We start from the raw sequence: 18,514 nt of genomic DNA on the forward strand, positions 1-18,514 counted from the left end.
CACGCGCGGGCCGTGCGGGAGGGCCTGGCGGTCGGCGGTGTCAGTCCCGGCCCGTATCCTCGTGAACCATGCTCGACGACCTCATGACCGCAGCGTCCTCCCCCACCGCGTGGCCGGCCGCGTACCCGCAGGGATACGCGGTCGTCGACGTGGAGACCACGGGGCTGGCCCGGGACGACCGCATCATCTCCGCGGCCGTCTACCGGCTGGACGCGCGCGGTGAGGTCGAGGACCACTGGTACACGGTGGTCAATCCGGAGCGGGACCCGGGCCCGGTGTGGATACACGGTCTGACGAGCGACGTACTCGAGGGAGCACCCCTCTTCCAGGACATCGCCGCGGAGTTCGCGACCCGGCTGGAGGGCCGGGTGCTGGTCGCGCACAACGCGGTCTTCGACTGGCAGATGATCGCCCGGGAGTACGCCCGCGCGCGGAGCGAGGCGCCGGTGAAGCAGCGGCTGTGCACCATCGCCCTCTCCAAGGAGCTGAAGCTTCCGCTGCCCAACCACAAGCTGGAGTCGCTCGCCGCGCACTTCGGTGTCGTACAGCGGCGGGCGCACCACGCGCTGGACGACGCGCGCGTGCTGGCGGAGGCGTTCCGGCCCAGTCTGCGGGCCGCGGCGGCGGGTGGCGTACGGCTGCCGCTGCTCGAGTGCCGGCCGCTGACCGAGTGGACGGACGGGCCCCGTACCGGGCAGCAGGCGGGTCCCGGCGGCTACCGGCCGGCCAGCTGGCGCCCGTCCCGCAAGCGGCCCGCGTGCCCGTACCCCAACCCGGGGCGGTACGAACCGGGCAAGCCGATCAAGCAGGGCATGCGGGTGGCGTTCTCCGGGGACACCTCGATCGAGCGGGACCTGCTGGAGGACCGCGCGACCGAGGCCGGGCTGCATGTCGCCGGCAGCCTGTCCCGGCTCACCAGCCTCCTCGTCACCAACGATCCGGACTCGGGCACGTCCAAGGCGGTCAAGGCCCGGCAGTACGGCACCCCGGTCGTCGACGAGGCCGCGTTCGGTCAGCTGCTCGGGAACGTCGAACCCGCGTCGGAGGACTGACCGGGAGACCGGGGCCCGACCGTACGGACGGGTGATCGGCGGGCGACTCGCCCGCTCGCCCGCCCTGTGGCCCATGGCGACCACATACGTCACGACTCCCGGCGACCTCGACGCCCGCAGGAACGGGCCGCCGGCGGGCAAGGCGGACCGTACGGTCCCGGTCGGCACCCGTTCGGCGCATTCGAGGGGCCGCTTCCTATGCCGGTGCCCCGACCTTGTCGACGATGCCCGCCTTGCCCTCGGCGCGGGCGCAGTGCGCGCCGCAGTACCAGTGGCCGTCGGCCTCGACACCCTGACCGATGATCTGCACCCGGCAGTGCTCGCAGATCGGGGCCATGCGGTGGATCGCACAGGCGAACGAATCAAAGACGTGACGAGCGCCGTCCCGGGTCTCCACGGTGAACGCTAGCGAGTAGTCATTCCCGCACACTTCGCAACGTGTCATAAGCATCATGGTCAGCCGCCGGGAAGGCACTCGCAAGCCGACAGCGCCACGCCGGCCATCCGTTCACGACGCGGCCCGCGAAGACGCCGCCCCGGCCGGCTCCGTGCCGACAGGGCGTACCGCTCCGCCCCTCGCGCCCACTGGGCGATCGACCGGGAACCGCGTGTCCCACGCTCCTGGACCTGGGACACGGCCCGCTGCCGGGCCGCCGGGATGACCCGACACCGTGTGCTTCGCCACGAGACCCGCACGCGCCGCCCGCGTGATCGGCCGCACCCCGGACGCCGGCATCCTCGTGTCCCGGGTGGCCGACGACGAGATCCACGGGAGCGACCCGCACCTGCGGCCCGCGCTGGAGCGACGCCGGCTCGGCCACGTCCTCGCTGTCGCCTGTGACCACCGGATCACCACCCGCGCGGGCAGGATCCGCGCCGGTGCCCTGGCCAGGACGATCCCGGAACGGGCCCGGCGGAAGCTTTCCGCCGGCGCCACCGCGCCCGCGCGGAGGGAAGGGCGGGGATCGTAGACCGGGTGTGAATGGACGTACCCGCCTGAATGCACCCCGCGACCGAGTTGTACGGTCGTGGGGTGTACCGCTTTCTGTTGTCCCGCCAGTGGGTGATCATCACGCTGGTCGCCCTGCTCCTCGTCCCCACGATGATCTGGCTGGGCTTCTGGCAGATGGACCGCCACGACGAGCGCGCCGCCCGCAACCGGCTGGTCGCCGACGCGCTGGCCGCCGATCCGGTGCCGGTGGAGCGGCTGGCCGCGCCGGGGGACGCCGTGACGCGCGCCGAGCGGTACCGCACCGTGACCGCCGAGGGGCGCTTCGACACGGATGACGAGGTCGTCGTCCGCCGTCGCACCAACGCCGACGACCGGGTCGGCTTCCACGTCCTCACCCCCTTCGTCCTCGACGACGGCAAGGTCCTGCTCGTCAACCGGGGCTGGATCCCCGCGGAGGCGGGCCGGACCACGTTCCCCGAGGTTCCCGCGCCGCCGCGCGGCGAGACCACGGTCAAGGGCCGGCTGATGCCCGACGAGACGACCGAGGCGAGCGGCATCAAGGACCTCGAGGGCCTGCCGGACCGGCAGATCATGCTGATCAACAGCGAGCAGCAGGCGGAGCGCCTCGGTGCTCAGGTGCTCGGCGGCTATGTGGCGCAGACGGCGCCCGAGCCGAAGGACGGCACCCCGGAGCGGCTCGGGGACCCCGGCAAGGAGAACGCGGCGCTGAACTACGCGTACGCCGTCCAGTGGTGGCTGTTCGCGGCGGCCGTGCCGGTCGGCTGGTTCGTGCTGGCCCGCCGCGAGGCCCTGGAGCGGACCCGGCCCGCGGCCGGGGAGGCGGACGCCGAGGAGACGGAACCGGCGGCGGTGTAGCCCTCCTCGGACCCCGGTGCGGTCTCCTCCGGTGACGGCGCGGCGGCGGCCGACGGTCCGTCACTCCCCCGGCTCCAGCCCTGATTGCCGCCCCGGCTGCCGGGAACCCGCACCCCGTGCACCGTATCGAGGACTACGCGCTCATCGGCGACGAACAGACCGCTGCCCTGGTGGGCGCGGACGGCTCGGTCGACTGGCTCTGCCTGCCCCGCTTCGACTCGGCGGCCTGCTTCGCGCGGCTGCTCGGGGACGAGGACAACGGGCACTGGCGCATCGCCCCGGCCGGCGCGGACCGGTACACCCGCCGCTCCTACCGCAAGGACACACTGGTCCTGGACACCGAGTGGGAGACCCCCGAGGGGGCGGTGCTGGTCACCGACCTGATGCCGCAGCGCCACCGCGCGCCGGACCTGGTGCGGATCGTGCAGGGCGTACGGGGCGAGGTGACCGTGCGCAGCACGCTGCGGCTGCGCTTCGACTACGGCTCGGTCGTGCCGTGGGTGCGCAAGGAGAACGGGCACCGGGTGGCGGTGGCCGGGCCGGACTCGGCGTGGCTGCGCAGCGTCCCGGACGTGGACACCTGGGGCGAGGACCGGTGCACCGTCTCCGAGTTCACGGTGCGGGAGGGCGAGCGGGTCGCGTTCGTGCTCACCTGGCACCCCTCCCACGAGCCGCGGCCCCCACTGGTCGACCCGCACTCCTCGCTGCGGCACAGCGTCGCGGACTGGCGCGCCTGGGCGGCCCGGTGCCGTTACGACGGCCCGCACCGGGACGAGGTCGTCCGGTCGCTGATCACCCTCAAGGCGCTCACCTACCGCCCCACCGGCGGCATCGTCGCCGCGCCCACCACCTCGCTGCCGGAGGAACCGGGCGGGGTGCGCAACTGGGACTACCGCTTCTGCTGGCTGCGCGACTCCACCCTGACCCTGAACGCGCTGCTGGCCGCCGGGTACCAGGACGAGGCGGAGGCCTGGCGCAACTGGCTGCTCCGCGCGGTCGCGGGCGATCCGGCGGACCTGCAGATCATGTACGGGCTCGCGGGTGAGCGGCGGTTGCCGGAGTTCGAGCTGCCGTGGCTGTCCGGTTTCGGCGGTGCCACACCCGTACGGATCGGCAACGCCGCCGTGAACCAGCTCCAGCTGGACGTGTACGGCGAGGTCATGGACTCCCTGGCGCTGGCGCGGAGTTCGGGGCTGTCCGCGCAGCCGGACGTGTGGGCGTTGCAGTCGGTGCTGATGGACTTCCTGCGCACGGCGTGGCGGCAGCCGGACGAGGGGCTGTGGGAGGTGCGCGGCGGCCGGCGCCACTTCGTGCACTCCAAGGTGATGGTGTGGGTGGCCGCCGACCGCGCGGTGCGCACGCTGGAGGGGCACCCGGACTTCGACGGGGACCTGGACGGCTGGCGCGCGCTGCGCGACGAGGTGCACCGGGAGGTGTGCGAGAAGGGGTACGACCCCGCGCGGAACACGTTCACGCAGTCGTACGGCTCCCGCGAACTCGACGCCGCGCTGCTGCTGATCCCCCGGGTGGGTTTCCTGCCGCCCGACGATCCCCGGGTGCTGGGCACCATCGACGCGGTCCGCGCGGAGCTGGGGCAGAACGGGTTCGTGCGCCGCTACACCCCGCAGGCCACGGCCGTCGACGGGCTGCCCGGCGGGGAGGGCACGTTCCTGGTCTGTTCGTTCTGGCTCGCGGACGCCCTGCACATGACCGGCAGGACGAAGGAGGCGCGCGAGCTGTTCGAACGGCTGATGGGGCTCGCCAACGACGTGGGTCTGCTGGCGGAGGAGTACGACCCGGTGGGCGGGCGGCTGCTGGGCAACTTCCCGCAGGCGTTCAGCCACATCGGCCTGGTGAACACCGCTCTCGCCCTGTTCGGGGACGAGGGGGCAGGATAGGGCCATGGATCTTGGACTGAAGGACCGGGTGTACGTCGTCACCGGGGCGACCCGCGGGCTGGGCAACGCCTCCGCGCGGGAGCTCGTCGCCGACGGCGCGAAGGTGGTCGTCACGGGACGGGAGGAGGAGACCGTCGCTCAGGCGGCGGCCGTGCTGGGTCCGGACGCGGTCGGGGTGGCCGTCGACAACGCCGACCCCGAGGCGCCGGCGCGGCTGATCGCCACCGCGCGGGAGCGGTTCGGGCGCTTCGACGGCATCCTCGTCAGCGTGGGCGGGCCGCCGCCGGGGTTCGTCTCCGACACCACCGACGAGCAGTGGCAGGCGGCGTTCGAGTCGGTGTTCCTGGGCGCGGTGCGGATGGCGCGGGCGTCCGCGGCGGAGCTGGGTGAGGGGGGTGTCATCGGGTTCGTGCTGTCGGGGTCGGTGCACGAGCCGATTCCCGGGCTGACCATTTCCAACGGTCTGCGGCCGGGGCTGGCCGGGTTCGCCAAGTCGCTGGCGGACGAGTTGGGGCCGCGGGGGATTCGGGTGGTGGGGCTGCTGCCCGGGCGCATCGATACGGACCGGGTGCGGGAGCTGGACTCGTTGTCGGCGGATCCGGAGGCTACGCGGCAGGCTGCGGAGTCGCGGATTCCGTTGCGGCGGTACGGGAGTCCTGCGGAGTTCGGGCGTGCGGCGGCGTTCTTGCTGTCGCCGGCGGCGTCCTATCTGTCCGGGGTGATGGTGCCGGTGGACGGTGGGGTGCGGCACGGGTTCTGACGCCCGGCCGTTTCACGGGTGCCCTGTGCTGGTGCGGAGCGGGGGTGGTCGCGCGGCCCGGCGCTTGCGGGGCGCCGTCGCGCCCACCCGTGCCGCCCTGCGGCACGACTGCCCGCGGTTACGGGGGGGGCAGGTCAGGTCACTCGTTCGGGGCGGTGTTTCACGGCTTGCAGGCGGGTCTCCGTGGGGAGGGTGGCGAGGCCTGCGGAGTCCCGGGCGTGGGTGAGGGGGCCCCTCGTCAGGGACTGCAGGGTGGTTCCGGGGTCGATGTGGGGTTGCAGGCGGAGGAGTACGCGGGCTCTGGGGGCGCCCCGGCGGCCGGTCAGGAGGACATGGGCCCGGGCTACGCCGTCCAGGTGGCTCGCCTCCTCGGCGAGTGCCTGTTCCAGGGCCCGCCCGCGCAGTGACGCGTCCTCGTCGTCGCCGGTGTCGACCCGTACCTCCGCCAGCCGTCGCCTGCGCAGCACCGCGAGCAGCCACCACAGGGAGAGCAGGACCAGGACGGCGAGAACGGCGATGACGACCGGCCACCACCAGCCGTCGTCCCGCCACCGGGTCCGCTCGGCCTCGTCCAGCAGCACGTCGTGCCGTCCGTCGTGCGGCCACCAGGAGGGCGCCGGCGCCCCCAGCCCGATCGCCAGCACGGACCCGCCGAGGACGACCAGCACCAGCCCCACGATTGCGAGCAGCACCCGGTTGACGCCCTTGAGCACCTCTACCGCCCCTTCCGGCCGGGCCGCCGTACACGCAGTGACAGCGAGGGCGGCCGGGCCAGGCCAAGACCTTCCACGGCGTCGTCGAGCACCGCGGCCAAGTCAGCCCGTACATCGTCCAGTTCACGGAAGTGCGCCACCGCGCGGACGTCCGCGCGACGGCGTCTCACCCTGACCCGCACCGACCGCACGCCGGCCACCTCCAGGGCCCGGTCCCGCAGCACCATGGCGGCGGCGTCCCGGTGCAGTCCCGCGCGGACGTCGGGATCCGTGGGACGCATCGGGAGCAGGGCGCGCAGGCCGGGGGTCAGGGCGAGCAGCAGCAGCCAGAGCCCGAGGGCGGTGGCGACACCGGCGCCGATCAGCACCCAGATGTCGTCCAGGGGCCGTTCCGCGAGTTGCCGGGCCAGTTCCCGGCGCCAGCCCAGCGCGGAGCGATGGGCCCGCACGGCGGCGACGTCGTACAGGAACGCGCCCGTGATCAGCAGGGTCAGCAGCGCGACCAGGCCCGCGGGGACCCGGCGGGCCGACCAGAAGCGCCGGTGCCCGCCGGAGCCGCCGGGCACCTCCGCGGGCGGCGGGTTCTTCTCCAGGACCGTGCCCCCGGGGTCGCTCATCGCGTCCTCCCCCGGGCCGCTTCCGGCGTGGCCGTCAGGTGCAGCCGCTCGACCAGGACGACGACCTCCGGTACGTGCATCCCCGCCAGAGCGCGCACCCGGTCGACCACCTGGCGCCGCACCCGCGCGCACCGGCCGCCGATGTCACCGGGGTAGTCGAGTTCGACGTGCACCCGGACCCGGGCGGCCTCATGGCGCACCACCACCGTGGCGTGCGGCGGAGCGGTGCCCGGCGGCAGGGGGCCGACCGCCTCGCGGGCCGCCTGCGAGGCGATCTTCGCGACCACCCGGTCGGCGATCCTGGTCGCCCCGCGCTCGCCGGGCGCGACGGCGGCCGGGCCCCGGCCGGGCTCGGCGATCGTGCTCATCGCCGTCACCGCCGCCGTTCGTCACGGGCTCGGAAGAAGTCGCCGAGTTCCAGGTCCCCCTCGAGGAACCGCCCGACGACGAACCCGACGGCACCCAGGGCCGCCACCAGCAGGAAAGCCCCGAATCCGCCGAAGTATCCGGCGAAACCCAACGCCATGCCGACGATCATGCCGACCACGGCCACGTTCATGGTGCGCTCCTCCGCTCACCGAGCCTCACTGAAGGCGTGTCTCCGGCTCCTCGTCCTCCTCCTCGGGCAGTTTCACGTCGCTCACCGCGATGTTGACCTCGACGACCTCCAGGCCGGTCATCCGCTCGACCGCCGCGATGACGTTCTCCCGTACGGCCCTGGCGACATCGGCGATGGACACGCCGTAGTCGATGACGATCTCCAGGTCGAGCGCGGTCTGCAACTCGCCCACCTCGGCCTTCACACCGCGCGTCACCGACTTCGAGCCGCCGGGCACGCGGTCGCGCACGGCGCCGAAGGTCCGTGACAGGCCGCTGCCCATGGCGTGCACGCCGAGCACGTCCCGCGCGGCCAGCCCCGCGATCTTCTCCACGACGCCGTCGGCGATGGTGGTACGGCCACGGGTCGCGGGATCACCACCGCCGCGCCGGGTTCCATGACCCTTGCGGGGGGTGGCCTCCAAGAGGTTCTTCTCCGGGTCGGGGGCCCGTACCGAGCCCTCTTCGGTCATGTCGGTCATCGCCGTACATCCCTTCGATCGTCCTCCTTACGACCACCGTATGCGCGGTTGCCCGTTACCGCGCCGGGGATGCGTCAGGCTGGAGGAATGACAGTGGACCGGTGGACTCGGGCGGTGCGGCAACAGGTGGGGCTGGGCAGGATCCTGCCCCTGGGAGGGCCACGCGACGGCGCGTGGATCGCGGAGTGGGCGGCGGAGGCTGTCCTGCGGCGCGCGGTGGTACGGGATGCGCCGGGCGTGCGCCTGGACGGTGTCCGGATCGGGCTCGCCGATCCGGAGGCGGCGACGGGCGAGCCGGTCGTACCGCCTCCGCCGAGCGCGCTGCCGCCGGGGCCGTTGCGGCTGACCGTCGAGTTCGCGGCCACGGCGGCGCGGCCGGTGCCGGTGACGGCGTCGCGGCTGCGTACGGTGCTGGCGGAAGCGGCGGTGGAGCGGGTCGGGTTGGCCGTCACGGAGGTGGATCTGCGGGTGACGGAGTTGCTGGACGCGGAGCCGGTGCCGGTGCCGGTGCCGGTTCCGGTTGCGGAGCCGGTGCGGGAGTCGGGACCCGAGCCGTCGGATTCCGGCTCCGAGGCGGGTCGTGTCGCGGTGGCGGCGCGCGCCGTGCCGGGGGTGAGCCGGTTGACGGGCGCGCTGGGCCGCTCCGTGCACCTGGCTGAGCACCCGGGTGGCGCCAGTCTGCCCCGGCGCCACGCGCGCGTGGACCTCGCGGTCGTGGCGGATGCCCGTCCGCTGGACGTGGCCCGGGGCGTTCGTTCAGCGGTGGCGTCCGCTCTGCCGGATGGGCCCACGGTGGCCGTGCTGATCACAGCGGTCGACTGACCGGGGTGGTCCGCTGGGGTGGGGTGTTCGCGCAGCCCGGCGCTTGCGGGGTGCCGTCGCGCCCACCCGTGCCGCCCCAGCGGCACGACTGCCCGCGGGAGCGGAGGCACAAAGGCACGACTGCCCGCGGGAGCGGAGGCACAAAGGCACGACTGCCCGCGGGAGCGGAGGCACAAAGGCACGACTGCCCGCGGAAGCGGAGACACAAAAGCACCACTGCCCGCGGAAGCGGAGGGCGGTGGGTCAGTCGCCCAGGCCGGCCAGGTCGCGCAGGCGGCGGGACTGGGCTGCTCGTTCGGCGGTGCGTTGTTCGTCGTAGGTGCGGTCCTGGGCGCCGCGGAGCAGGGACTTGGTCTCGATGACGGCGTCCCGGGGGGCGGCCAGCAGGGCCCCGGCGAGGTCCTGGACCGCCGCGTCCAGGTCGGCCGCGGGCACGGCGAGGTTGGCCAGGCCGGTGTTCACGGACTCCTCGGCCGTGACGAAGCGCCCGGTCGCGCAGATCTCCAGCGCGCGTGCGTATCCGACGAGACCGACCAGCGGATGCGTACCGGTCAGGTCGGGGACGAGACCGAGGCTGGTCTCGCGCATGGCGAACTGCACGTCGTCCGCGACGACGCGCAGGTCACAGGCGAGGGCCAGCTGGAATCCGGCCCCGATGGCGTGTCCCTGGACGGCCGCGACGGACACGATGTCGCTGCGCCGCCACCAGGTGAACGCCTCCTGGTACTCGGCGATGGTCGCGTCCAGCGCGGCGTCGTCGCGACGCGCCAGGTCGATGAACGACGGCTCGCCCTCGATTCCCTCGGGCGTGAACATCTGCCGGTCGAGCCCGGCGGAGAAGGACTTGCCCTCCCCGCGCAGCACCACGACCCGGACGGAGCCGGGCAGCAGCCGGCCCGCCTCGGTCAGCGCCCGCCACAGAGCGGGGCTCTGCACGTTGCGCTTGGCCGGGTTGGTCAGCGTCACCGTGGCGATCGCGTCGTCGACGGTGAGCCGTACGCCGTCCTTGTCGAGTACGGGACCGAGGTCCTGGGCGGACGAAGCCATGGAGCGCCTCCGATGGGTGCGGTCAACCTAAGTGACTGCACAGTAACCACCCGGCCGGTCAGTCGGCCGACCGGGTGGCACCATCGGGTTCTCGGGGCATCCGAGGTCAGGCCGTAGGGGCCTTTTTGCCCCGTGTCGCCCCGCCACGCCCTCGCAGCGTGACGCCCGATTCGCTGAGCATGCGGTGCACGAAGCCATACGAGCGGCCGGTCTCCTCGGCCAATGCCCGGATGCTCGCACCGGCGTCGTACTTCTTCTTCAGGTCTGCCGCGAGCTTGTCGCGCGCGGCGCCGGTCACCCGGCTGCCCTTCTTCAGAGTCTCGGCCACCCGTGCCTCCTCATGGGAAGTGCGCTCTGGTCTCCTCATGATCACCCCTCCGGGGCTTCATGGCCACCCATTCGGCAAGGTCGATGAGACAAGGTTGTGACGACGGGAGCGCATCCCCACATGCGGAACGAGAGATTCCGCGGCGTGTCGGCGGTGCCTCCGAACGGGTTCTTCCACGAAGCACCAGGTCAGAAAGGCGTGACGGCCGAGCCCCGGTTCACCGGGAGCTCGGCCGCGAAATCCGTGTAGGACACACCTCGGGATGAGGAGATCTCACACGAATGATGGATCACCGATGGGCCGAATGATCCATACGCAGTGGATCACACCTTCGGTCAACCCCGGCTGACGTCTCTCAGGCGAGGGCGACCAGATCCGCGTAGTCGGCGCCCCACAGGTCCTCGACGCCGTCCGGCAGCAGGATGATCCGCTCCGGCTGGAGCGCCTCGACGGCGCCCTCGTCGTGCGTGACGAGGACGACCGCGCCCTTGTACGTGCGCAGCGCGCCGAGGATCTCCTCGCGGCTGGCCGGGTCGAGGTTGTTGGTCGGCTCGTCGAGCAGCAGCACGTTCGCCGAGGAGACCACGAGGGTCGCCAGCGCCAGACGGGTCTTCTCGCCGCCGGAGAGGACACCGGCCGGCTTGTCCACGTCGTCGCCGGAGAACAGGAACGAGCCGAGCGTCTTGCGGACCTCGACGAGGTCGAGGTCGGGGGCGGCGGAGCGCATGTTCTCCAGGACCGTGCGCTCCGGGTCGAGGGTCTCGTGCTCCTGTGCGTAGTAGCCGAGCTTGAGGCCGTGGCCCTCGATGACCTGGCCGGTGTCGGGCTTCTCGGCGCCGCCGAGGAGGCGGAGCAGGGTGGTCTTGCCCGCGCCGTTGAGGCCGAGGATGACGACGCGGGAGCCCTTGTCGATGGCCAGGTCGACGTCGGTGAAGATCTCCAGCGAACCATAGGACTTCGACAGTCCCTCCGCCATGAGCGGGGTCTTGCCGCACGGGGACGGCTCGGGGAAGCGCAGCTTGGCGACCTTGTCGGACTTCCGCTCGGCCTCCAGGCCGGCCAGCAGCTTGTCCGCCCGGCGGGCCATGTTCTGCGCGGCGACCGTCTTGGTGGCCTTGGCGCGCATCTTGTCGGCCTGCGAATGCAGCGCGGACGCCTTCTTCTCGGCGTTCTGCCGCTCGCGCCTGCGGCGCTTCTCGTCGGCCTCGCGCTGCTGCTGGTAGAGCTTCCAGCCCATGTTGTAGACGTCGATCGTGGCGCGGTTGGCGTCCAGGTAGAACACCTTGTTGACGACCGTCTCGACCAGGTCCACGTCGTGGGAGATCACGATGAAGCCGCCGCGGTAGGTCTTGAGGTAGTCGCGCAGCCAGACGATCGAGTCGGCGTCGAGGTGGTTGGTCGGCTCGTCGAGGAGCAAGGTGTCCGCGTCGGAGAAGAGGATGCGGGCGAGCTCGACGCGGCGGCGCTGACCGCCGGAGAGGGTGTGCAGGGGCTGGCCGAGCACGCGGTCGGGCAGGTTCAGCGCGGCGGCGATGGTGGCGGCCTCGGCCTCGGCGGAGTATCCGCCCTTGGTGAGGAACTCGGTCTCCTGGCGCTCGTACTGCCGAAGCGCCTTCTCGCGGGTGGCGCCCTGACCGTTGGCGATGCGCTGCTCGTTCTCGCGCATCTTGCGGATCAGTGCGTCGAGGCCGCGGGCGGAGAGGATGCGGTCGCGGGCGAGCACGTCGAGGTCGCCGGTGCGGGGGTCCTGGGGCAGGTAGCCGACCTCGCCGGAGCGGGTGACGGTGCCGCCGGCGGGGATGCCCTGGCCGGCGAGGACCTTGGTGAGGGTGGTCTTGCCGGCGCCGTTGCGGCCGACGAGGCCGATGCGGTCGCCCTTGGCGATGCGGAAGGTGGCGCTTTCGATGAGGACGCGGGCACCGGCGCGCAGCTCGATGCCGGAGGCGGAGATCACGGACAGACTCCTGGGCGATGGGGGAGGGTGGCGGTGGGCGGCTGAGGACGTTCCCGCCGTCTAATGCGCGAGGAGAATGGCCATGCGAGCCATTCTAACGGGGCCGTGCAACCACTTTTCCTGGGTGCGGGTGGGCCCGGTGGTGGCCGGTGGCCGGTGCCGGACCGGTCGGCAGGTGGGCGTCCGGGCGTCGTCCCGACGCTGCCGCACGCGGCCGCGAAGGCGGCGGTCCGGCAGCCCACGAAGGCTTTCGGCGTCACGGAACCGTCGGTGCACGAGGGCGCGGACGGCACGGTGACGCACGCCGAACCGGTGCAGGGCGGCAACGTGGTGACGCTGGGCACGGCAGGGGCACGGCAGGGTGTACGTCGTCGTGGACGACGCCGACGCACACCACCGGCGCGCGGTGGACCGGGGCGCGGAGATCCTGATGCCCCCGAGGGCGGCGTCCGGAGCTTTCGCGCGTACGCCCGGAACGGGAGCCCGAACCCCGGTCCGGGCCGGAGCCCGGTCAGCCGCCCCTGTGCACCTGGAAGGCGGCTCGGCGGACCGCCTTGGCCAGGGCCGGGTCGGGGTGGGCGGCGGCCAGGGCGACCAGGACCTGGACGGTGCGCGGGTGGCCGACGGCGCGCACCTCGGTGAGCAGCGCGGGGACGGTCGGCTGGACCGCGGACTCCAGATGGCGGACCAGCAGCGGGGCCTCGCCGTGGTCGGCGACGGCGGCCGCGGTGTCCACCCACAGCCAGGTGGCCTCCTCGCGGGTGAGGACCTCGTGGGCGTCCTCGGGGTCGGCGCCGTCGTGCTCGGCGAGCCACAGCAGGGCGTACGGCCGCAGCGTCGGCTCGTCGAGCACGGTGCGGACCTCGGGCTCGGCGGGGCCGCCGACCACGCGCAGCGCCTCGAAGGCGAGGCCGCGCAGCAGGGCGTCCTCGCCCCGGGCGGCGTCGATCAGCTCCGTGACGGCGCTGCCGACCGGCCGGGCGGCGAGCCAGGCGCGGTATTCGGCGCGGGCCGCGTTGGGGCGCAGCTGGGCGCAGCCGCGCAGCATGTCCTCGGCGCCCTGCTCGATGTTCCCGGCGGGGCTCTGCGCGGCGACGCAGATCTGCTCCAGTTTGACCCACACCGCCCAGCTGCCGAGCGGGGTGAGCGTGGCCTGCCCGTCGCCGTAGGTGAGGGCCCCGACGGAGGCGAGGGCGCGCAGCGCCCAGTCGAGCAGCGGCTCGAGCGGGGCGTCGGCGGCGGGGGCGGCGAGCGCGGGGCGGGGCCGCTGAAGCGGCACCCTGGGTCTGGGCCCGGGTCCGGACCGGGCCCCGGCGGCTCCGGACGCGGGTACCTGCGGTGTGTCCAGCCGGGCCGCTTCGGTCCGCGGCGCCTCGGGACCGGCCGCGCCGGGCCGGTCACCGGCGGCACCGGACGTGTCCGACCCCGGCGCGTCGGGCCCCGGCGCGTCGGGAAGGGCCGCGCCGGACCGGGAGACCTCGGGCTGCGGAACGTAGTCGACCTCGCAGCGTTCCGTGCGGAGTTCGGTGACCCGCTGCTGGAGGAGGTCCAGGAGTTGGGGTACGGGGACCGGGCCGGCGGAGAGCTGGAGGAAGGAGAGGACCTGCGGCATGGCCGTGACGACCTCGGCGACGGCGGCGGCCTCGTACTCCTCGGGTTCCGGGTGGGCGAGCGACCAGGCGTCGCAGAGGGCGACCCAGCCGCGCAGCACGGCGCTGTCGTCACGGTCCCAGGCGCGCAGCCGCCAGCCCGGGCGGGCGCTGTCGCCGTGCACCTCGATGAGGCCGGCCAGGCGGGCGGTGTCCCAGTCCGCGCGGACCTGAGCGGGGGTCAGACCCAGAGCACGGGCCGCCCGTTCGGCGGTCGCGTCGGAGAGGGTGGCCTTGCCGTCGGCGGTGGCGCTGTCCCCGCCGGGGCCGAGGGCGGCGTCGGCCCAGCGGGCGACGCGGGCCGCGGCGGCCAGACCGGAGCGCGCCATTCTGGCCAGCTCCGCCGGTGCCGGCGTGCCCTCCGGGGGTCGTGGCGCGGGACGGCGCGAGCGCCGCTGGTCCATCGCTCTGGGGGCGGCGGCCAGGGGTCGCGGGCGGACGAGTCGGAGCCTGGAGTCGCGCGGGATACGGGACGTCACGGGTGCAGTCTCGCGGTTGACGGTCCGAAAACCCAAACGGAATGCCGGCGGGAACTCCGGGACGGCTCGCGCCCCGGCCCCGGACGGGGTCGCGGGGAGGGATTCAGGCCACTGGTACGGCAATAAACGGAATCCTCGGCACCGGCTGTCCGGTGCTCCCCCCCTCGCGGTCACATCAGAGGAGTGAGGAAGCGCCGCAGCGCCTCCTCGTAGGCCCCCGGGTCGGCGTTCCACATCGCGCCGTGCGGGGCGCCCCTGACGGTGTGCAGGATGACGGTGTTCGGGTGGTCGGCGGCGAGGCGGCGGGAGAACCGCCACGGCGCCACCGTGTCGTCGGGGCCGTGGAAGATCTGCGTGGGGACCGCGATCCGGTCCAGGCGGACGGCGCCGGGCCTGCGGTCGCCGTACAGGCCCGTGCGTCCCTGGGCGGCGCGGACCGCGAGCGGCAGCAGCGCGCCCGGGGTGTGCCGGGCCGCGGCGAGGGCGCGCAGGGTCGCCTCCCAGCTGAGCACCGGGGAGTCGAGGACGAGACCGGCGACGCGTGCGCGCACCTCGGAGCGGGCGGCGGCGCGCAGCGCCATGGTCGCGCCGGTGGACCAGCCGTACAGGACGACCTGCCGGGCACCGGAGTCCACGGCGTGGTGGAGCACCGCGTCGAGATCGCGCCACTCGGTCTCGCCGAGGTGGTTGAGGCCGTCCGGGGAGCGCGGCGCCCCGGGGTCGCCCCGGTGGGCGGGGGCGAGCACCGGGAAGCGGTGGCGGTGCAGGAACTCCATGAGGTTCATGGTGTGCTCCCGGGTGGTGCCGAGGCCGTGGACGGCGACCACCCAGGTGTCCCGGGCACCCGGCACGAACCATGCGGGCAGGGGGCCGAGTTCGCCGGGGACGTCGAGTTCGGTGTGGTCCAGGCCGAGGGCGCTGCCCGGGTCGCCGACGTACAGGTTCGGGGTGAGCCAGGCACGGTCGCCGGGTTCCAGGGTGCCGTACGTGACGCGTTCGAGGCGGCGTACGACGGTGTCGGCGGAGTCCGGGGCACCGGGCAGTACGGGTCCGACGACCGCGTGGAAACCGTCACCGGTGAGACCGTGGCGTCCGGGCCGCAGTGCGGCGAAATCCCTGGTGAGGGCGATCTGGCCGGCGGCGGTGGCGTGGACGGTGAGCCCGGGTTCGGTGGGCAGGGGTCCGCCCGGGGGCGTCCTGAGCGCGGCGTCGCTGGCGAACCGGCCGACGGCGACCGCGGCGGCGCCGGCCCCTATCACGGCGGTGACGGCAGCGGCCGTCGCTCTGACAGTGCGCACGTTCTCCAGTGTCATGTCGGAACGTGTACCCGGCCAGCGGGCACGGCACGGCCGGCGGTCCGCCCTTCCGCGTACGGACGCCGTCACGCGGGCGTGGGGTCCCGGGAAGGTGTTTCCCTTCGCCCCCGCCGCCCCTTCCCGTCCCATCCGCGGGGGCTACACCCCCGGACTCCCGTTCGGCCCCGAACGGGCCTCGTCCTCGATCGCCGGACGGGCCGGATGTTGTCCGTACCCCCGCAGGCGTTCCCCCGCCTCCGCCAGCTGCTCGGGGGTCAGCAGGTGCGGGGACAGGCCCGGGACGGACGACGCGGTCAGCCAGAGGCGGCACATCCACTCCAGCTGGGCCGTGCGGTCGTAGGCCTGGGCGAGGGTCGTGCCGTGGGTGACGGTGCCGTGGTTCCGCAGGAGGCAGCCGGTGCGGCCGTCGAGGGCGCGGAGCATGTTCTCGGCCAATTCGTCCGTGCCGTACGTCGCGTAGCGGGCAACCCGGACGGGTCCGCCGAGCGCCGCGGCCATGTAGTGGATCAGCGGCAGCTCGTCGAGGAGCGTGGAGACGGCCGTCGCGTGCACGGCGTGCGTGTGCACGACGGCGTGTGCGCCGGTGGTCCGGTAGACGGCCAGATGCACGGGCAGCTCGCTGGTGGGGACGAGCGTGCCGAGGACCTGCCGGCCGGTGAGGTCGACGCCCGTCACGTCGTCCGACGTCAGCCGGTCGTACGGCACCCCCGACGGCGTGACCAGGACGGTCCCGCCGACCCGCACCGAGACGTTGCCGGAGGTGCCGACGACGAGTCCGTCGGCGACGGTCCGGCGCGCGGTGTCGACGAGTTCCGCCCAGGCGCGCGCCTCCTCCTCGCGCACACGCCTCCCCCGCGGCTCCCCCACGTCCCGGGCACCACCCCCGGCGCCCCCCGCTTCCCGCCCGTCCCGCCGCCGCTCAGCCATGCCGTGATCCTGCCAGGCGGCCCCCGACGCGGGGCACTGCAGTCCGGAAGCCGACCCTCCGGAAGAGCGCATATCGGCACATACGACCCTTCGATTCCTCTTGGCCGGAGGTCGTCAGCCGTTCAACGATCTTCCAGTGACGTCTGGAACCTCCCGTGCACCACGTCGCCATTCCGGGGGAAACATGGCCCGTGATCACACACCGTCGTCCCGTCTCCGTGGCCGCCGCCCGCTCACCGCCTCCATGGCCGCGCCACGCTTCCGGGTGACCAGAATCTCTTCAACGGCTCACTCGACCGGATGAAGAGGTTCGCCCGGGGCGCCTGAGGGCCCGCATCGCGGGGCCGCCCGTACGACACGGCGGCGGTCCCGCCATCCGGCGGAGCACCCGCCCCCTCTTACGGTCACCACGATGCCCATTCCAGTTCATCTTCCGTTCATCCTGGTTACCTACGTTCGACCAGCCAATGACCTCGAACGATTGCCTGGGTAAATGGAAAGCTTCTCGCTGATCCTCGCGATTGTGGTGGTAACCGCACTCGCGTTCGATTTCACGAACGGTTTCCACGACACCGCGAACGCGATGGCGACGACCATTTCGACCGGTGCCCTCAAGCCCAAGGTCGCGGTGGCCATGTCCGCCGTGCTGAACCTCGTGGGCGCATTCCTCTCCGTGGAGGTCGCCAACACGATCTCCAAGGGCCTCGTCGACGAGGCCGGCATCCGTCCCGAGGTCATCTTCGCCGCGTTGGTCGGCGCGATCCTCTGGAACCTCCTGACCTGGCTGGTCGGTCTGCCGTCCAGCTCCTCGCACGCCCTCATGGGCGGTCTGATCGGCGCCACCGTCGCCTCCGCCGGCTTCGGCGCGGTGCACGGCGACGTCCTCGTCACCAAGGTCCTGATCCCCGCGATCGCCGCCCCGCTGGTGGCCGGCCTCGCCGCGATGCTCGCCACCCGGCTGACCTACCGCCTGGGCCGGAAGGCCGACGGCAAGGCCTCCGCGAAGGGCTACCGCGCCGGGCAGATCGCCTCCGCCGGTCTGGTCTCCCTGGCCCACGGCACCAACGACGCCCAGAAGACGATGGGCATCATCACCCTCGCCCTGGTCGCCGGCGGCACCCTCGCCCCCGACTCCGACCCGCCCATGTGGGTCATCCTCTCCGCGGGCGTCGCCATCGCGCTCGGCACCTACCTCGGCGGCTGGCGCATCATCCGCACCATGGGCAAGGGTCTGACCGACCTCCAGCCCCAGCAGGGCTTTGCCGCCCAGACCAGTGCCGCGACGGTCATCCTGGCCTCCTCGCACCTCGGTTTCTCCCTCTCCACCACGCATTCCGTTTCCGGTTCCGTGATGGGTGCGGGCCTGGGCCGCAAGGGCGGTGTCGTCCGCTGGTCGACGGCCACCCGGATGTTCGTCGCCTGGGGCCTGACGCTGCCGGCGGCGGCCCTGGTCGCGGCGCTCGCCGAGTGGGTCTGCGGCTTCGGCGACTGGGGCACCGCCCTCGTGGCCGTCTTCCTGATCGCCTCCAGCGCCGGGATCTGGAAGCTGTCCCGGCGCGAGGTCGTCGACCACACCAACGTCAACGACCACGACGGCGGGGAGCCGGCCGGTGTGGTGACGGCGGCCATGGCCGCCGTCACCCCGCCCCCGGCGGGCACCGTGGCCGAGGACCTCTCGGCCACCATTCCCGCTCCGGCCCCCACCGACCCGGCGGCCCCGCCGGCCAAGACGACCGTCTGACCGCGACCCGGAACGAAGGAAGAAGAGCACCATGAAGATCGACTGGGCGGCCCTCGGTTCCGTCTTCGGCGTCAGCCTCGTGGTCACCGTGGCCCTGGTGGGTCTGTTCACCCTCGGCATCAACGGCCTGTCCCGCCGCGAGCGGGCCGCCGCGCAGGGCCAGCCCGCGGCCCTGGCGGTCACCGCCGCCTACGCCTGCTTCGCGGCGTGCGCGGCGGCGGTGGGGTACGGGATCTACCTGATCATGGCCTGATCACCGGCCGTCTCCGTCCGGCGGGCGGTGCGGGAGCCTCGGCTCCCGCAC

20 protein-coding genes and 1 pseudogene are annotated in these 18,514 nt (G+C 73.3%); 9 read left to right on the top strand and 12 right to left on the bottom strand.

Translation table 11 applies throughout. The features are described 5' to 3' along the window. Positions 1-68 precede the first annotated feature (68 nt). Positions 69-1,052 (top strand): DEDDh family exonuclease, encoded by a 984-nt coding sequence (locus ACFXAE_RS25390; RefSeq protein WP_384718779.1) that lies wholly within the window; start codon positions 69-71, stop codon positions 1,050-1,052. Between the two features lie 196 nt (positions 1,053-1,248). Here ACFXAE_RS25390 and ACFXAE_RS25395 read toward each other — a convergent pair whose 3' ends face one another. After that, positions 1,249-1,497 (bottom strand): hypothetical protein, encoded by a 249-nt coding sequence (locus ACFXAE_RS25395; protein ID WP_384718781.1) that lies wholly within the window; start codon positions 1,495-1,497, stop codon positions 1,249-1,251. Positions 1,498-1,723: 226 nt separating this feature from the next. On the opposite strand from ACFXAE_RS25395, the gene ACFXAE_RS25400 reads away from it, so the two are divergent. The 4 genes from ACFXAE_RS25400 (at position 1,724) to ACFXAE_RS25415 (ending at position 5,538) form a co-directional block, all read left to right on the top strand. Continuing rightward, complete coding sequence (locus ACFXAE_RS25400) at positions 1,724-2,023, top strand: hypothetical protein (protein ID WP_384718783.1); 300 nt, start codon at positions 1,724-1,726, stop codon at positions 2,021-2,023. Between the two features lie 62 nt (positions 2,024-2,085). Further along, a complete protein-coding gene (locus ACFXAE_RS25405) occupies positions 2,086-2,880 on the top strand; it encodes an SURF1 family protein (protein ID WP_384718785.1) in 795 nt (264 codons plus the stop codon). A gap of 116 nt (positions 2,881-2,996) precedes the next feature. Beyond that, a complete protein-coding gene (locus tag ACFXAE_RS25410; protein WP_384718787.1) occupies positions 2,997-4,778 on the top strand; it encodes a glycoside hydrolase family 15 protein in 1,782 nt (593 codons plus the stop codon). Between the two features lie 4 nt (positions 4,779-4,782). Beyond that, a complete protein-coding gene (locus ACFXAE_RS25415) occupies positions 4,783-5,538 on the top strand; it encodes an SDR family oxidoreductase (RefSeq protein ID WP_384718789.1) in 756 nt (251 codons plus the stop codon). Positions 5,539-5,672: 134 nt separating this feature from the next. On the opposite strand, the gene amaP is transcribed toward ACFXAE_RS25415, so the two are convergent. The 5 genes from amaP to ACFXAE_RS25440 are packed head-to-tail and all read right to left on the bottom strand — an operon-like array spanning position 5,673 to position 7,947. Further along, a complete protein-coding gene (gene amaP, locus ACFXAE_RS25420) occupies positions 5,673-6,251 on the bottom strand; it encodes an alkaline shock response membrane anchor protein AmaP (protein WP_384718791.1) in 579 nt (192 codons plus the stop codon). 2 nt (positions 6,252-6,253) lie between these two features. After that, on the bottom strand, positions 6,254-6,868 hold the full coding sequence (locus tag ACFXAE_RS25425; RefSeq protein WP_384718793.1) for a DUF6286 domain-containing protein: 615 nt from the start codon (positions 6,866-6,868) through the stop codon (positions 6,254-6,256). After that, positions 6,865-7,236, bottom strand: coding sequence for a hypothetical protein (locus ACFXAE_RS25430; protein WP_384718795.1), 372 nt, complete (start codon positions 7,234-7,236; stop codon positions 6,865-6,867). Before ACFXAE_RS25430 ends, ACFXAE_RS25425 begins: the two co-directional genes overlap by 4 nt. A 5-nt stretch (positions 7,237-7,241) precedes the next feature. Beyond that, the gene (locus ACFXAE_RS25435; protein WP_384718797.1) at positions 7,242-7,427 is read right to left on the bottom strand and encodes a hypothetical protein; all 186 of its coding nucleotides are present in this window, start codon (positions 7,425-7,427) and stop codon (positions 7,242-7,244) included. Between the two features lie 25 nt (positions 7,428-7,452). Next, positions 7,453-7,947, bottom strand: coding sequence for an Asp23/Gls24 family envelope stress response protein (locus tag ACFXAE_RS25440; protein WP_384718799.1), 495 nt, complete (start codon positions 7,945-7,947; stop codon positions 7,453-7,455). An 87-nt stretch (positions 7,948-8,034) separates the two neighbouring features. On the opposite strand from ACFXAE_RS25440, the gene ACFXAE_RS25445 reads away from it, so the two are divergent. After that, positions 8,035-8,769, top strand: a complete 735-nt coding sequence (locus ACFXAE_RS25445; RefSeq protein ID WP_384718801.1) for a nucleopolyhedrovirus P10 family protein — start codon at positions 8,035-8,037, stop codon at positions 8,767-8,769. A gap of 243 nt (positions 8,770-9,012) precedes the next feature. On the opposite strand, the gene ACFXAE_RS25450 is transcribed toward ACFXAE_RS25445, so the two are convergent. The 3 genes from ACFXAE_RS25450 to ACFXAE_RS25460 form a co-directional block, all read right to left on the bottom strand. Next, a complete protein-coding gene (locus ACFXAE_RS25450) occupies positions 9,013-9,816 on the bottom strand; it encodes an enoyl-CoA hydratase/isomerase family protein (protein ID WP_384718803.1) in 804 nt (267 codons plus the stop codon). Between the two features lie 106 nt (positions 9,817-9,922). Then, positions 9,923-10,144: a helix-turn-helix domain-containing protein gene (locus ACFXAE_RS25455; protein ID WP_016826854.1), complete on the bottom strand. Its 222-nt coding sequence runs from the start codon at positions 10,142-10,144 to the stop codon at positions 9,923-9,925. A 355-nt stretch (positions 10,145-10,499) separates the two neighbouring features. Next, a complete protein-coding gene (locus tag ACFXAE_RS25460; protein ID WP_384718805.1) occupies positions 10,500-12,098 on the bottom strand; it encodes an ABC-F family ATP-binding cassette domain-containing protein in 1,599 nt (532 codons plus the stop codon). Positions 12,099-12,254: 156 nt separating this feature from the next. Here ACFXAE_RS25460 and ACFXAE_RS25465 point away from each other — a divergent pair. After that, positions 12,255-12,537: pseudogene (locus tag ACFXAE_RS25465) on the top strand (hypothetical protein); the annotation flags it as partial. Positions 12,538-12,609: 72 nt separating this feature from the next. Here the strand turns inward: ACFXAE_RS25465 and ACFXAE_RS25470 are convergent. The 3 genes from ACFXAE_RS25470 to ACFXAE_RS25480 form a co-directional block, all read right to left on the bottom strand. Continuing rightward, positions 12,610-14,151, bottom strand: a complete 1,542-nt coding sequence (locus ACFXAE_RS25470) for a hypothetical protein (protein ID WP_384718821.1) — start codon at positions 14,149-14,151, stop codon at positions 12,610-12,612. Between the two features lie 245 nt (positions 14,152-14,396). Then, on the bottom strand, positions 14,397-15,524 hold the full coding sequence (locus ACFXAE_RS25475) for an alpha/beta hydrolase (RefSeq protein ID WP_384718807.1): 1,128 nt from the start codon (positions 15,522-15,524) through the stop codon (positions 14,397-14,399). A 156-nt stretch (positions 15,525-15,680) separates the two neighbouring features. Then, a complete protein-coding gene (locus ACFXAE_RS25480) occupies positions 15,681-16,469 on the bottom strand; it encodes a class II aldolase/adducin family protein (protein ID WP_384718809.1) in 789 nt (262 codons plus the stop codon). Positions 16,470-16,962: 493 nt separating this feature from the next. Between ACFXAE_RS25480 and ACFXAE_RS25485 the strand changes: the two genes are divergently transcribed. Together ACFXAE_RS25485 and ACFXAE_RS25490 are read left to right on the top strand one after the other, a co-directional pair. Next, positions 16,963-18,210, top strand: coding sequence for an anion permease (locus ACFXAE_RS25485; protein WP_384718811.1), 1,248 nt, complete (start codon positions 16,963-16,965; stop codon positions 18,208-18,210). Between the two features lie 31 nt (positions 18,211-18,241). Beyond that, positions 18,242-18,463 (top strand): hypothetical protein, encoded by a 222-nt coding sequence (locus ACFXAE_RS25490; RefSeq protein ID WP_384718813.1) that lies wholly within the window; start codon positions 18,242-18,244, stop codon positions 18,461-18,463. Positions 18,464-18,514: the final 51 nt, after the last annotated feature.

This window comes from Streptomyces sp. NPDC059454 (assembly GCF_042749965.1).
Taxonomy (GTDB): Bacteria; Actinomycetota; Actinomycetes; order Streptomycetales; family Streptomycetaceae; genus Streptomyces.